Below are 13146 nucleotides of genomic sequence, written 5' to 3'. Positions count from 1 at the left end.
CGCAGATCTACACAGATCTACATAGATAAAGACGGTTTATCGCGCGAAAAGTGATCGCGCCTTCTGTCATACGGAAGAATAGCGCCCGCTTCATGAAACAAACCGCAGACTTCGCGAATTACGCGGATTCCCTCAAGTGCGCCAAGCTAACGGTCCAAACACGCCAAAAGCATGTGATTACTTGTATCTGCGTTGCTCTGCGGACAAACAACCCAGGCGACCGACGAGACAAACACTTCCCGCAGCAATGCAAGCAACGCACGACAACTGCTGCCGCGGAATACTGTCCGCAGATCGACGCAGATCTACACAGATGAAGACGGTTGATCACGCGCGACAGGCTATCGCGCCTTCAGGCACCGGACAGAACGGCGTCGGTGTTCCCCGAAGACAATCCGCAGACTAAGCGAATTACGCAGATTGAAAGACAAGGCCATCGAGTGGTCGGGTGTACCTGGCAATCCGATCCAACCTTTGATTTTTTCTGCGTCGATCTGCGTTGATCTGCGGACAAACAAGCAAACCGACCGTAGTGCGAACCCACAGACGAACATAGCCGGTGGTTCCTCGCGCCCCGCAAGACGACCCTCTTCCCGACAAGCGGTACAGCCAGCCTGCGAAATCTGCGGCCGACAAACCGGCCGGCCGCGCTATTCGGCGAGCTTCGCCGCCATCATCTGATTGACTTCTTTCGGGTTCGCCTTGCCTTTCGAGGCTTTCATGACCTGGCCGACGAGAAAGCCGATGACCTTGGTCTTGCCTTCGCGGTACTGTTCGACCTGATCCGGGTTGTCGGCGATGACTTGATCCACGAACCCTTCGATTTCGCCGCTGTCGGTGATCTGTTTCAGGCCCTTGGCTTCGATGATCGCGTCGGCGGACTCGCCTTCGCCCTTGAACAGGGCTTCGAACACGTCCTTGCCGATCTTGCCGGAGATGGTGTTATCCGCCACGCGGGCAATCAGGCCGCCAAGCTGCTCGGCGCTGACCGGCGACTGGGCGATCGTCAGCCCTTCGCGATTCAACGCGCCGGAGAGATCACCCATGATCCAGTTCGCGGCCGGCTTGCCATGGGTGGCGGCGTCGCCACCGACCGCGGCCACCGTGGCCTCGAAATAGTTCGCCAGGGCGCGCGAATTGGTCAGTGCCGCGGCGTCTTCGCGACCCAGGGCGTATTCGGCCATGAAACGCTCGCGCTTGGCGTCCGGCAACTCCGGCAGATCGGCGCGCGCGGCTGCGACGAACTCTTCGTCGATGACCACGGGCAGCAGATCCGGGTCCGGGAAGTAGCGATAATCGTGGGCTTCTTCCTTGCTGCGCATGGAGCGGGTTTCGTCGGCGTCCGGATCGTAGAGCCGGGTTTCCTGCACGATGGTGCCGCCCGATTCGAGCACGTCGATCTGGCGCTCGACCTCGAACTCGATCGCCTTTTCCAGAAAACGGAAGGAGTTCACGTTCTTGGTTTCGGTACGGGTACCGAACTCCGTCGAGCCGCCCGGGCGTACCGAGACGTTGGCGTCCACGCGGAAGGAGCCTTCCTGCATGTTGCCGTCGCAGATACCCAGATACTGAACCAGCGCATGCAGTTTGCGGGCATAGGCCACCGCCTCGGCCGCGCTGCGCATATCCGGCTCGGAGACACATTCGACCAGCGGCGTGCCGGCCCGGTTGAGGTCGATGCCGGTATCGCGATCAAACGCTTCGTGCAGTGACTTGCCGGCGTCTTCCTCAAGATGCGCCCGGGTGATGCCCACCCGTTTTTCGGTGCCATCCGGCAACACGATATCCAGGTGACCATCGGCCACGATCGGCAGCTCGAACTGGCTGATCTGATAGCCCTTGGGTAGATCCGGATAGAAATAATGCTTGCGCGCGAACACCGATTTCGGCGCGATATCCGCATCGATGGCCAGGCCGAACAGCGTGGCCATACGAATGACCTGGCCGTTGATCACCGGCAGCACCCCGGGCAGCGCGATATCCACCGCACTGGCCTGGGTGTTCGGCTCGGCCCCGTAGGCGGTCGGCGCCGTGGAGAAGATCTTGCTCTGCGTTGCGAGCTGGATATGCACTTCCAGCCCGATGACGGTTTCCCAGGCCATTATTCGAACCCTGCCGGACGCTTGCTGTGCCAATCGGTGGACTGCTGATAGGCATGCGCGGCCCCCAGCAGACGGCTTTCCTCGAACCACGGTGCGAGCAGCTGCAGGCCGACGGGCAGACCGTCGACAAAGCCGGCCGGCACCGACATGCCCGGCAGGCCGGCCAGACTCGCCGGCAGCGTGTAGACGTCGTTGAGATACATCGATACCGGGTCGTCGAGCTTTTCGCCCAGTTTGAAGGCCGGCGCCTGGGTGACCGGCGCAGCAATCAGATCCACCTTGTCGAAGGCATCGCTGAAGTCGCGGGCGATCAGGCGGCGGGTCTTCTGCGCCTTGAGATAGTAGGCATCGTAATAGCCGGCCGACAGCACATAGGCGCCCACCATGATGCGCCGCTGCACTTCGCGGCCGAAGCCCTCGCCGCGCGAGCGGGTATACAGGTCTTCCAGGTCCACCGGGTTGTCGCAGCGATAGCCATAGCGCACGCCGTCGAACCGAGCCAGGTTGGAGGAGGCCTCGGCCGGTGCCAGCACGTAATAGGTCGATACCGCCAGATCGGTATGCGGCAGCGTGATCTCGACGATCTCGGCACCGCGCGCCTCGAATTCGGCGATCGCGGCGTTAATGACCTGGCGGCTGGCGTCGTCCAGCCCTTCGGCGAAGTATTCCTTCGGCAGGCCGACCTTCATGCCCTTCAGGAAATCATCGCCCTGGGCGTCAAGCGCCGCGCTGTAGTCGGGCACCGCGCGTTCGACGCTGGTGGAATCGCGCTCGTCGAAGCCGGCCATGGCCTGTAGAACCGCGGCACAGTCCTCGGCCGAGCGGGCAAAACAGCCGCCCTGGTCCAGGCTCGATGCAAAGGCGATCATGCCGTAGCGCGATACACGCCCGTAGGTCGGTTTGATACCGGTCACGCCGCAGAAGGCGGCCGGCTGGCGGATCGAGCCGCCGGTATCGCTGCCCGTGGCCGCGGGAACCAGGCCGGCGGCCACCGCCGCGGCCGAGCCGCCCGAGGAGCCGCCCGGCACGTAGTCGGTGTGCCAGGGGTTGCGTACCGCGCCGTAGAAGCTCGTTTCGTTGGACGAACCCATGGCGAATTCGTCCATGTTCGTCTTGCCGAGCGACACCGTACCCGCCGCCGCCAGGCGCTCGACCACGGTCGCATCATAAGGTGCAACGAAGTTGTCGAGCATGCGCGAGCCACAGCTGGTGCGTACGCCGCGGGTGCAGAAGATATCCTTGTGCGCGATGGGCACCCCGGCCAGCGGCGTGCCGGCGTCGGTGCCGGCATCGATGGCCGCGGCGCGTTCGCGCGCGGTCGACTCGCTGTGGCTGATCAACGTATTGAGCCGCTCGTCATGGGCGGCAATGCGCTTGAGAAAGTGGTCGGTCAATTCGACGGCGCTGAGCTTTTTCGCCGCCAGATCGCCCGCCAGCTGGCGGATACTGCGCTCGTCGCTCATTCGATCACCTTCGGCACGAGATAGACGCCTTCGGCCACCGCGGGCGCAATGGCCTGAAAATCCTCGCGCGATTGCACCGCCACCGCCTCGTCGGCGCGCAGCCGCGCGGCCAGATCCAGCGGATGGGCCATGGGCTCCACATCGGTGGTATCGGCCTGTTCCAGGCTTGCCACGACGTCGAGGATGTTCGACAACTCGCCGGCATATTCGGCGATCTGGTCGTCATCGAGGCCCAGGCGGGCCAGACGCGCCACATTCCGAACCTGCTCTTCGCTCAGACTCACAGTAATTCTTCCAACCAGTACAGGGGGCGTAAAAACACAGCGCAGCGCCGCCGCGCGCGGCTAAAACTAGCATAAGTGCCATGGCGGCCGTCGTCAGCGTTGCCGTTACGCAAGCCCGTTGCTAGCATTGCGCTCCTGAAGAACCTCTGACCTATTCACGGGTTCGCTTGTGCGCCGCCATGCAACTTCGCGGCGCCCGCCGCGCGTGCCGATCACGCGCTTTTTTGTACTTGCCCTCGGGTGTGCTCTACATGTTCGACAATTTTCGCGGCCTGTTCCTCAACGATCTCTCGATTGATCTGGGTACAGCCAACACGCTGATTTATGCGCGCGATCAGGGCATCGTGCTCAACGAGCCGTCGGTTGTCGCGGTGCGCATGGACGCGCGCGGCGGCAAGCGTATCGAGGCGGTCGGCCACGACGCCAAGCGCATGCTCGGGCGCACACCCAACCACATCACCACCATCCGTCCGCTCAAGGACGGGGTGATCGCCGACTTCACCGTCACGGAGAAGATGCTCCAGCACTTCATCCGCAAGGTGCACAAGAAGCGCATGCTGCGTCCGATGACGCGCGTTCTGGTCTGTGTGCCCTATGGCTCGACCCAGGTGGAACGCCGTGCGATCCGCGAATCGGCCTCCAACGCCGGCGCGCGCCGCGTGTATCTGGTGGAAGAGCCCGTGGCAGCGGCCATCGGCGCCGGTATCCCCATCGGCGAGGCACGCGGCTCGATGGTTCTGGATATCGGCGGCGGTACCTCGGAAGTCGCGGTGATTTCGCTCAACGGCATCGTCTATGCCGAGTCGGTACGCACCGGCGGCGACAAGTTCGACGAAGCGATCGTCAACTACGTGCGGCGCCAGTACAACATGCTCATCGGCGAATCCACCGCCGAATCGATCAAGCAGCAGATCGGCACCGCCTTCCCGGGCCACGAGGTCAAGGAAATCGAGGTCGTGGGCCGGCATCTGTCGGCGGGTGTGCCGCGTGCCTTCACCCTCAATTCCAACGAAGTGCTGGATGCGCTGCAGGAACCGCTGTCCAACATCACCAGCGCCGTGAAGCTGGCGCTGGAGTCCACCCCGCCGGAGCTGGGCTCGGACGTGGCCGAGCGCGGAATCGTGCTTACCGGCGGCGGCGCGCTGCTGGCCGACCTGGACAAACTGATCTCCGAAGAAACCGGCCTGCCGGTGATCGTGGCCGACGATCCGCTGACCTGCGTGGCCCGTGGTGGCGGCATTCTCCTGGAAATGATCGACCGCAAGACCGGCCAGCTGCTCGCGCTGGAGTAAGACCGCGGTCTGTCGCCTTCGCAACTGCATGAAAGTTGCGAAGGTCCGTGCGCCGGCCTAATCTGGCGCGATAATTACGGTTTATTCCACGGTTTCAGGGGCGTTGAGTGCGCGGACTCGCCGAGGACGACAAATCATCGCTGCTGGGACGACGCATCACGCCGGGCCTTCGGATCGTCGCGATCGTGGTTATATCGATTATCCTGATGATGGTCGATCACGCGAGCACTTCGCTCAAGCCGATCCGCAGCACGCTGGCGGTCGCGACCCAGCCCATTCAGATGATCGCCGAACTGCCGGGCGAGATGGCCCACTACATGGGCCGCTATTTCGATCGCGGCCAGCTCATTGCCGACAACGAAGCGCTTGAACAGAAAGTGCTTTTGCTTCAGGCACGCCTGCAGCGCCTGGCATCCCTGCAGGCAGAAAACGAGCGTATTCGTGCCCTGCTCGCCTCGGCCAGTTCGCTCGACCAGAACGTGCTGATCGCGCGCATCCTGTCGGTGAGCCCCGACCCGTATCGCCACTACATCAAGCTCAACAAGGGTTCCACCGACGGCGTGTTCGTTGGCCAGGCACTGGTCGACGCCAACGGCATCATGGGCCAGGTCACCGACGTCACGCCCATGGGTTCGCGCGCGATCCTGATTACCGATGCCAATCACGGCATTCCGGTCGAGATCAACCGTACCGGCCTGCAGACGATTGCCCAGGGCAGCGGAAAGTCGAACGAGCTGCGGCTGCCTTTTCTGGCCAACAATTCCGATATTCAGGTGGGCGATCTGCTGGTGACGTCGGGCCTGGGCGGGCGCTATCCCGCCGGCTACCCGGTGGCCGAGGTCACCAGCGTGGTCCACCAGCCGGGCGACGAGTTTCTGGAAGTGGTGGCCAGCCCCACGGCCCACCTCAATCGCGGCCGGGAAGTGCTGCTGGTGTGGACCGATAACACGAGCGACCCGGTTGCCGAGGCTCAGGCCGAGAGTGCCGGCCCGGCCAATGGCGATGCGAACGGCAATGCGAACGGCGACACCCCGGCTCCATGATTACCGAGCGCCGCGTCAGCGGCCTGCTTATTCTGGCTACGCTGGGCGGCGCGCTGTTTCTGGCGATTCTGCCGCTGCCCGACGCGCTGTCGGCGATCCGCCCGGCCATGTACCCGGCGACCGTGCTGTTCTGGGTCTTGATGCAGCCGGGGCGGTTTGGCCTGCTCGCAGCCTGGGCCTGTGGCGTTCTGATCGACGTGATCTACGGCACGCCGCTGGGCGAACACGGGCTTGCGCTCGCCGTGGCAGGCTATGCCGTCATCCGCATGCGCGAGCTGCTGTGGAGTTTTCCGATCTGGCAGCAGAGCGTGCTGTTGTTGCCGGTGTTCTTACTCTATGAGTTCGTGCTGTTCTGGATCGATGGCGTGACCGGGGCCGAAGTCAATCAGTGGTGGCGCTGGCTGCCGGTGGCAACGACCACGCTCGTCTGGCCGGTGTGGGCATCGCTGCTGGAACGCATCGCCGAATTAGAGGTCGGATAGGCGAGGGAATTCAAAAAGGTTCGTGATCGCTGCCGGGGTCCACGGTCGAATCCGCTGGGCGCGATCCTGCGCTGCGTCGCGGCGCTGCATCCGTTCGCACGCAATGCGACGATTCAGGTCATACTTCAATAGATTAATGCAGGCCCTTGGGGCACGGGAGTTTTCAACGCCGCATGGTCTCCGATAACGCGATCAAAAACCATGCGGCCGAGCGGCGCATGTTTTTGCTGCGCACCGCGGTGGCGGGCGCGGTGATCATGGTGCTCGTGGGCGTGCTGCTCTTTCGCGTGGGTTTTCTGCAGGTGCTGCGCTACGGCTATTACGAAACCCGTTCGCAGGACAACCGCATGCGGGTACAGGTCATGCCGCCGGTACGCGGGCTGATCTACGACCGCAACGGCGTGGTGCTGGCCGACAATCTGCCCGCCTACCGTCTCGAGATCGTGCCCGAGCAGGTCGAGAACGTGGACGCCACCCTGGATCGTCTGTCGCGCATCGTGGAAATACGCGATGCCGACCGACAGCGCTTTCGCGATCGCATGGCCAAGACACCGCGCTTTCGCGGCGTGCCCATACGGCTGAACCTCAGCCAGCGCGAGGTAGCCCGCTTTGAAGTCAACCGCGGCAGCTTCCCCGGTGTGGAGGTGCGCGCCGGCCTGACCCGCCACTATCCGCTGGGCGATGTCTCGGCCCATCTCGTGGGTTATGTCGGCGGCATCACCGTGGAAGACCTGCGGCGCGTGGATGAAAAGCGCTATCGCGGTTCGAACCACATCGGCAAGTCGGGCGTCGAGTACAGCTACGAATCGCGCCTGCACGGCGAGCCGGGCTCGCGGGTGGTCGAAACCAACGCCAGCGGTCGTGCGCTGCGCGAACTGGAAATGAATCGCCCGGTGGCCGGCGAAAGCCTGTTCCTGACCATCGACGCGCGCCTGCAGCGGGCCGCATACGACGCCCTCGGCGATCAGGACGGCGCGGTGGTGGCCATGAACCCGAAAACGGGCGGGCTGCTGGCCCTGGTGTCCAAGCCCAGCTACGACCCGGACCTGTTCGTGGACGGGATCAGCCATGTGAACTACCAGCAGCTGATATCCGACCCGCACAAACCGCTGTTCAACCGCGCGCTGCAGGGCCAGTACCCGCCGGGTTCGACGGTCAAGCCGGTGATGGCGCTGGCCGGGCTCGAAACCGACCAGATCGCCGCCGACAAGCAGGTGTGGTGCCCCGGCTTCATCACCCTGCCGGGCAGCAATCATCGCTATCGCGACTGGAAACGCTCAGGCCACGGCTGGGTGGACATGCCCGAGGCGATCTATCGCTCCTCGGACGTGTATTTCTACAAGCTCGGGCTCAAGCTGGGCATCGACAATATTCATCGCTACGGCGCCATGTTCGGCCTCGGATCGCGCACCGGGATCGACCTGCCCCGGGAGAATTCCGGCATCATGCCGTCTCGCGCCTGGAAGAACGGCACCCGCAATCAGCCGTGGTTCCCCGGCGAAACGCTCAATACGATCATCGGCCAGGGCTTCATGACGACGACGCCGCTGCAGCTCGCACAGATGACCAGCCGTATCGCCGAACGCGGCGAAGGCTACAAACCGCACGTGCTCGGCGGCTGGCGCGATCCGCTCGACGGCACCATGCACCAGACCAAGCCCACGGCCCTGCGGCCGATCCAGCTGGAAGACGCCTCGCACTGGGGCGTGATCATCAGCGGCATGGAACAGGTCATCACCAACCCCCGCGGTACCGCGCACTACTACGTGGGCCAGAACCTGGACTATACGATCGCCGGCAAGTCCGGTTCCGCCCAGGTGACCAAGCTGACCCAGAACCAGGCCGCGCCCGATATCGAGGACGTCGAACACCAGTTTCGTGACCACGCGCTGTTCATTGCCTTTGCCCCCATCGACGATCCCGAAATCGCGGTGGCGGTACTCGTCGAACACGGCGGCGGCGGCTCCAGCGTCGCCGGGCCGGTGGCCCGCAAGGTGATCGACGCATTCCGCAGTCAGCCGCCGGTACTGCAGGCATCGGCCGGAGCGGGCCGATGAGCGCCAACGCCACCAATGCGCCGTCGACGCTGTCGGAATGGCTGGTCTACTGGCGCATCGACCTGCAGCTGCTCGTAGCGCTGGCCTGCTGTGCCGCGCTGGGGCTGTTCGTTCTCTACAGCGCCTCGGGCCAGTCCACCGCCGTGGTCATCAACCAGGCGATCCGTCTGGGCATCGGCCTGCTCGGCATGCTGGTGGTCGCCCAGATACCGCCCGAGTGGTTTCGGGTTGCCGCGCCCTGGGTGTTCGGCTTCGGCGTCTTTCTACTCGTACTCGTGGTGCTGCTGGGCGATACCGCCATGGGCGCACGCCGCTGGCTGGACCTGGGCGTGGTGCGCTTTCAGCCCTCCGAGCTGATGAAGCTGGCCGCGCCCTTGACCGTGGCCGCCTATTTTCGTGACCGCAGCCTGCCCCCCAACCTGAAGGACGTCGGCGTGGCCGCGCTGCTGGTAGCGGTTCCGGTGCTGCTCGTGGCCGACCAGCCGGATCTGGGTACGGCGTTGCTCATCGCCGCGGCGGGCAGCTTTGCGCTGTACTTTGCCGGGCTGCGCTGGCGCATCATCCTGCTGCTGGTGCTGGTGGCCGCCGCGACCGCGCCGCTGCTCTGGTACAACATGCACGACTACCAGCAGGAACGCGTGCTCACGTTTTTAAACCCGGCACGCGACCCCACGGGCGCCGGCTATCATATCTCGCAGTCCAAGATCGCCATCGGCTCGGGCGGGCTGTTCGGCAAGGGTTGGCTCAACGGCAGCCAGGCCCACCTGAACTTCCTGCCGGAGTCGGATACCGACTTCGTGTTCGCGGTATTCGCCGAGGAAACGGGTCTGTTCGGGGTGATGGCGCTGCTGGGGCTGTACTGCTTCATCGTCGCCCGCGGGCTGTATATCGCGCTCAAGAGCCAGGACACCTTCCAGCGTCTGGCGGCGGGCAGCCTGAGCCTGACGTTTTTCATCTACGTCTTCGTCAACATCGGCATGGTCGCCGGGCTGCTGCCCGTCGTCGGCGTGCCGTTACCGCTGATCAGCTATGGCGGCACCTCCATGGTGATCCTGCTGGCCTCGTTCGGCATTCTCATGTCCATTCATACCCATCGGAAACTGCTCGCCACATGACACGATCCCTTCTACTGCTCGTGCTGGCGCTGGCCAGCGCGCCCGTGATCGCCACGGCCGCGACCGGCAACTATGCCGAACGCCCGGAAGGCAAGGCGCTGCTCGAACGCCTGGAAAAAGCCGACGGTGTGGATATCGACGCGGCTCGCGCCCTGCTCGAAGACGCCAAGTACCAGCCCAAGATCGTGGCCACCATGCGCAAACCCGCCGAGCGCACGCTGACCTGGGCGGATTATCGGCCGATCTTTCTGCAGCCCGAACGGGCGCGCAAGGGCGCGGCCTATATCGAAGAGCACCGCGAACTGTTCGACCGCGCGGTCGCCAAGTACGGCGTGCCAGCCAATATCATCGCCGCGATCATTGGCGTGGAAACAAAGTACGGCGCCTTTCTCGGCCGTGATCGCGTGCTCGACGCCCTGGCCACGCTCGGCTTCGATTACCCGGAACGTGCCGACTATTTCATCAAGGAGCTGGAAAACTTCGTGGTGCTCTGCGTGGAGGAAGACCTCGCCTGTGACCGCGAGATCGGCTCCTATGCCGGCGCCATGGGCCTGCCCCAGTTCATGCCCTCGAGCTATCGCGCCTATGCCGTGGACGGCAACGACAACGGCAAGCGCGATCTGTGGGAAGAGCCGGCCGATATCATCTACTCGGTGGCCAACTACCTCGCCGAACACGGCTGGGCGCGCGACGAATCGGTGGCCTTGCCCGCCTGGATCGGCAGCGACAAGAACCTCGATAAGATCGAACGCAGCAAGCGCAAACCCGCCTATCGCTGGGACGCGCTCGACCAGCTGGGCGTGCGGGTGGATGATCCGCCGGCCGATGATGCCCAGGTCGGCCTGCTGCAGTTCGAAGGCGCACAGGGCACCGAGTACTGGCTGGGGCTGAACAACTTCTTCGTGATCACCACCTACAACCACAGCCCGCTGTATGCCATGGCCGTCTACCAGCTCGGCCAGGAAATCGCCTTCGCCCGTCAGAACGCCGCCCTTGGCGGCGACACGGACCGATGATCAGCACAGGCCGAACGCTGGGACTGGCCTTTCTGGCCCTGGTCGTGGCCGGCTGCGCGAGCCAGCCGCGCGGCGGCTCGAGCGCCGGTTCGCCCTCGCCACAGGCGAGCAAGGGCGGCGGCTACTACCAGAACGATGGCCCGCCGGACGACGAGAATATCGATATCGACGCGATACCGGACGCCGTGCCCCGCGACGAGCCACCTTCACGCTATGGCAACCCGGCCAGCTATGAAGCTCTCGGCAAGACCTATTACGTACTGCCCAGCGCGGCCGGCTTTACCCAGACCGGACGCGCCAGCTGGTATGGCAAGCAGTTTCATGGGCGGCGCACCTCCAGCGGCGAGCCCTACAACATGTTCAAGATGACCGCGGCGCACAAACGCCTGCCGGTACCCAGCTATGTGCGGGTGACCAATCTGGACAACGGCAAGCAGGTGATCGTGCGCGTCAACGATCGTGGCCCGTTCCACGATGGCCGCATCATCGATCTGTCCTATGTGGCCGCTCGCCGGCTCGACGTGGTCGCCCATGGCAGCGTGCCGGTGCGTATCGAAACGGTTACGCCCGCCACCCTGAAGGCAGAGCAGCGCGAGGCCCAGAGCGACCGGCAGGTCGCCGCCGCCACGCCGCCGTATCGCAATCAGCCGCCCGCCTCGTCGAGTGCGCGCGCGCCGGCCTCGGCGCCCGCCCGCGCAACGCCGGCCGCGAATACGCCCGGCCGGGCCGTCCAGGTCGCCAATCGTACGAATGCCTCCGCGGCCGGCGCCTCGACGGCGAATCGCAGCGAGGGCACGCTCTATCTGCAGACCGGCGCCTTCGGCAACCCGACCAATGCACAGCGTCTGAACCGGCGCCTGCAGAATGCAGGTTTTGCGCAGGTGCGCGTGGTTGAGTCCGGCGGCGCCACACCGATCTATCGCGTTCAACTCGGGCCTTATCCGGATGAACGCAGCCGTGCCCTGAACCGCCAGATTCTGCGCGAGCAGGGATTTTCCGCCCAGGAAGTCGATCGTTAGCCCGAATGGCCTCGAAGCGCTAAACTGCCGCGCTTCGGAACCGTCCTTGTTTGTCCGTCAAAGAGCCGAAGTCGATGAGCCACGCGAAACGCCTGCTTTATCTCGTTTTTCTTCTCCTGGTCACGGCCAGCGCGCTGGCCAAGCCGCTGCCGATCCCCGAACCGCCGACGCTCGATGCGCGCAGCTACATCCTGGTCGACTTCAACTCGGGGCAGGTGCTGGCGGCCAAGAACGCCGAAAAGCGCATCGAGCCCGCGAGCATCACCAAGCTGATGACGGCCTATGTCGTCTTCGACGAGATCAAGAAAGGCAACATCTCGCTGGAGGACAAGGTCACGGTCAGCGAAAAAGCCTGGCGCATGGGCGGCTCGAAGATGTTCATCGAGGTGGGCACCCAGGTCTCGGTCGATGACCTGCTCCACGGCATGATCACCGCATCGGGCAACGATGCCACCGTCGCGCTGGCCGAGTATGTCGGCGGTACGGAGGCGACGTTCGCCGATTACATGAACCAGTACGGGCGCGAGATGGGGCTGGAAAACAGCCATTTCGTGGACGCCAGCGGCTGGCCGCACGAAAACCATTACATGTCGGCGCACGATATCGCGCGTCTGCTGAGCGCGGTCATCCGCGACTTCCCGGAACTTTACAAGAAGTATTACAGCGAGAAGAAGTTCACCTATAACGGTATCGAGCAGTACAACCGCAACTCGCTGCTGTGGTCCGACGAAAGCGTGGACGGCGGCAAGACCGGCCATACCGAATCGGCCGGCTATTGCCTGTCGGCCTCGGCCAAGCGGGACGGCATGCGCACGGTCGCGGTGGTAACCGGCACCAATTCGAACAATGCGCGCAAGTCGCAGACCGCGGCCCTGCTCAACTACGGCTTTCGCTTCTATGAAAGCGGCCATCTGTTCGACGCCGGCAAGCAGATCGCCGAAGTACGCGTCTGGAAAGGCGATGACACCATGCTGCCCGTGGTCGCCAAGGGCGCGGTGGACGTGGCCTTCCCGCGTGGCCAGCGCGATGCGCTGACCACCAACGCCGAGCTGCCGTCCACCCTGCTCGCGCCGATCAAGAAAGGCGAGCGCCTGGGTACGCTGGAGATCAAGTACGACACGAAGACGCTTGCGCAGGTGCCCCTGTTCGCCGGCAAGGACATCGAAAAAGGCGGCATCTTCCGTCAGCTCACCGACGAAGTGATGATGATGTTCGAATGATCGGCAACGCCGGCTTACGCCTGCGAATCGCGCAGGCGGGCGGGCCTGCGGTG

General features: G+C 64.1%; 11 protein-coding genes. 8 read left to right on the top strand and 3 right to left on the bottom strand.

Features of this window, described 5'->3' with window-relative positions; all coding sequences use genetic code 11:
* Positions 1 to 650: 650 nt before the first annotated feature.
* The 3 genes from gatB to gatC are packed head-to-tail and all read right to left on the bottom strand — an operon-like array spanning position 651 to position 3849.
* Positions 651 to 2102: an Asp-tRNA(Asn)/Glu-tRNA(Gln) amidotransferase subunit GatB gene (gatB, locus tag C84B14_RS11110; protein ID WP_293627818.1), complete on the bottom strand. Its 1452-nt coding sequence runs from the start codon at positions 2100 to 2102 to the stop codon at positions 651 to 653.
* Positions 2102 to 3565, bottom strand: coding sequence for an Asp-tRNA(Asn)/Glu-tRNA(Gln) amidotransferase subunit GatA (gatA, locus tag C84B14_RS11105; RefSeq protein ID WP_293627816.1), 1464 nt, complete (start codon positions 3563 to 3565; stop codon positions 2102 to 2104). The genes gatB and gatA overlap by 1 nt, the downstream gene beginning before the upstream one ends.
* A complete protein-coding gene (gene gatC / locus C84B14_RS11100; RefSeq protein ID WP_293627814.1) occupies positions 3562 to 3849 on the bottom strand; it encodes an Asp-tRNA(Asn)/Glu-tRNA(Gln) amidotransferase subunit GatC in 288 nt (95 codons plus the stop codon). Before gatC ends, gatA begins: the two co-directional genes overlap by 4 nt.
* A 251-nt stretch (positions 3850 to 4100) precedes the next feature.
* On the opposite strand from gatC, the gene C84B14_RS11095 reads away from it, so the two are divergent.
* The 8 genes from C84B14_RS11095 (at position 4101) to C84B14_RS11060 (ending at position 13093) form a co-directional block, all read left to right on the top strand.
* On the top strand, positions 4101 to 5141 hold the full coding sequence (locus tag C84B14_RS11095; RefSeq protein WP_006915356.1) for a rod shape-determining protein: 1041 nt from the start codon (positions 4101 to 4103) through the stop codon (positions 5139 to 5141).
* 107 nt (positions 5142 to 5248) lie between these two features.
* A complete protein-coding gene (gene mreC / locus C84B14_RS11090) occupies positions 5249 to 6184 on the top strand; it encodes a rod shape-determining protein MreC (RefSeq protein WP_293627811.1) in 936 nt (311 codons plus the stop codon).
* Positions 6181 to 6666, top strand: a complete 486-nt coding sequence (mreD, locus tag C84B14_RS11085) for a rod shape-determining protein MreD (RefSeq protein ID WP_293627809.1) — start codon at positions 6181 to 6183, stop codon at positions 6664 to 6666. The genes mreC and mreD overlap by 4 nt, the downstream gene beginning before the upstream one ends.
* A 218-nt stretch (positions 6667 to 6884) precedes the next feature.
* A complete protein-coding gene (gene mrdA, locus C84B14_RS11080) occupies positions 6885 to 8723 on the top strand; it encodes a penicillin-binding protein 2 (RefSeq protein WP_293627807.1) in 1839 nt (612 codons plus the stop codon).
* Positions 8720 to 9838, top strand: coding sequence for a rod shape-determining protein RodA (rodA, locus tag C84B14_RS11075; RefSeq protein ID WP_293627805.1), 1119 nt, complete (start codon positions 8720 to 8722; stop codon positions 9836 to 9838). The genes mrdA and rodA overlap by 4 nt, the downstream gene beginning before the upstream one ends.
* Positions 9835 to 10854 (top strand): lytic murein transglycosylase B, encoded by a 1020-nt coding sequence (mltB, locus tag C84B14_RS11070; protein ID WP_353224087.1) that lies wholly within the window; start codon positions 9835 to 9837, stop codon positions 10852 to 10854. The genes rodA and mltB overlap by 4 nt, the downstream gene beginning before the upstream one ends.
* A complete protein-coding gene (locus C84B14_RS11065; RefSeq protein ID WP_293627801.1) occupies positions 10851 to 11873 on the top strand; it encodes a septal ring lytic transglycosylase RlpA family protein in 1023 nt (340 codons plus the stop codon). Before mltB ends, C84B14_RS11065 begins: the two co-directional genes overlap by 4 nt.
* A gap of 74 nt (positions 11874 to 11947) precedes the next feature.
* Positions 11948 to 13093, top strand: a complete 1146-nt coding sequence (locus C84B14_RS11060; RefSeq protein ID WP_293627799.1) for a D-alanyl-D-alanine carboxypeptidase family protein — start codon at positions 11948 to 11950, stop codon at positions 13091 to 13093.
* The last annotated feature ends 53 nt before the right edge of the window (positions 13094 to 13146 follow it).

The sequence above is a fragment of the Salinisphaera sp. C84B14 genome (assembly GCF_040361435.1).
GTDB lineage: Bacteria > Pseudomonadota > Gammaproteobacteria > Nevskiales > Salinisphaeraceae > Salinisphaera.
Note: the sequence above shows the minus strand (reverse complement) of the source record. Positions and strands in the feature narration are given on the sequence as shown.

Excerpts from the sequence above, each read along its gene's own strand:
- C84B14_RS11095 (WP_006915356.1), top strand. The coding sequence starts at position 4,101 with ATGTTCGACAATTTTCGCGGCCTGTTCCTCAACGATCTCTCGATTGAT.
- gatB (WP_293627818.1), bottom strand. The coding sequence starts at position 2,102 with ATGGCCTGGGAAACCGTCATCGGGCTGGAAGTGCATATCCAGCTCGCA.
- mrdA (WP_293627807.1), top strand. The coding sequence starts at position 6,885 with ATGTTTTTGCTGCGCACCGCGGTGGCGGGCGCGGTGATCATGGTGCTC.
- rodA (WP_293627805.1), top strand. The coding sequence starts at position 8,720 with ATGAGCGCCAACGCCACCAATGCGCCGTCGACGCTGTCGGAATGGCTG.
- mltB (WP_353224087.1), top strand. The coding sequence starts at position 9,835 with ATGACACGATCCCTTCTACTGCTCGTGCTGGCGCTGGCCAGCGCGCCC.
- gatA (WP_293627816.1), bottom strand. The coding sequence starts at position 3,565 with ATGAGCGACGAGCGCAGTATCCGCCAGCTGGCGGGCGATCTGGCGGCG.
- C84B14_RS11065 (WP_293627801.1), top strand. The coding sequence starts at position 10,851 with ATGATCAGCACAGGCCGAACGCTGGGACTGGCCTTTCTGGCCCTGGTC.
- mreD (WP_293627809.1), top strand. The coding sequence starts at position 6,181 with ATGATTACCGAGCGCCGCGTCAGCGGCCTGCTTATTCTGGCTACGCTG.
- C84B14_RS11060 (WP_293627799.1), top strand. The coding sequence starts at position 11,948 with ATGAGCCACGCGAAACGCCTGCTTTATCTCGTTTTTCTTCTCCTGGTC.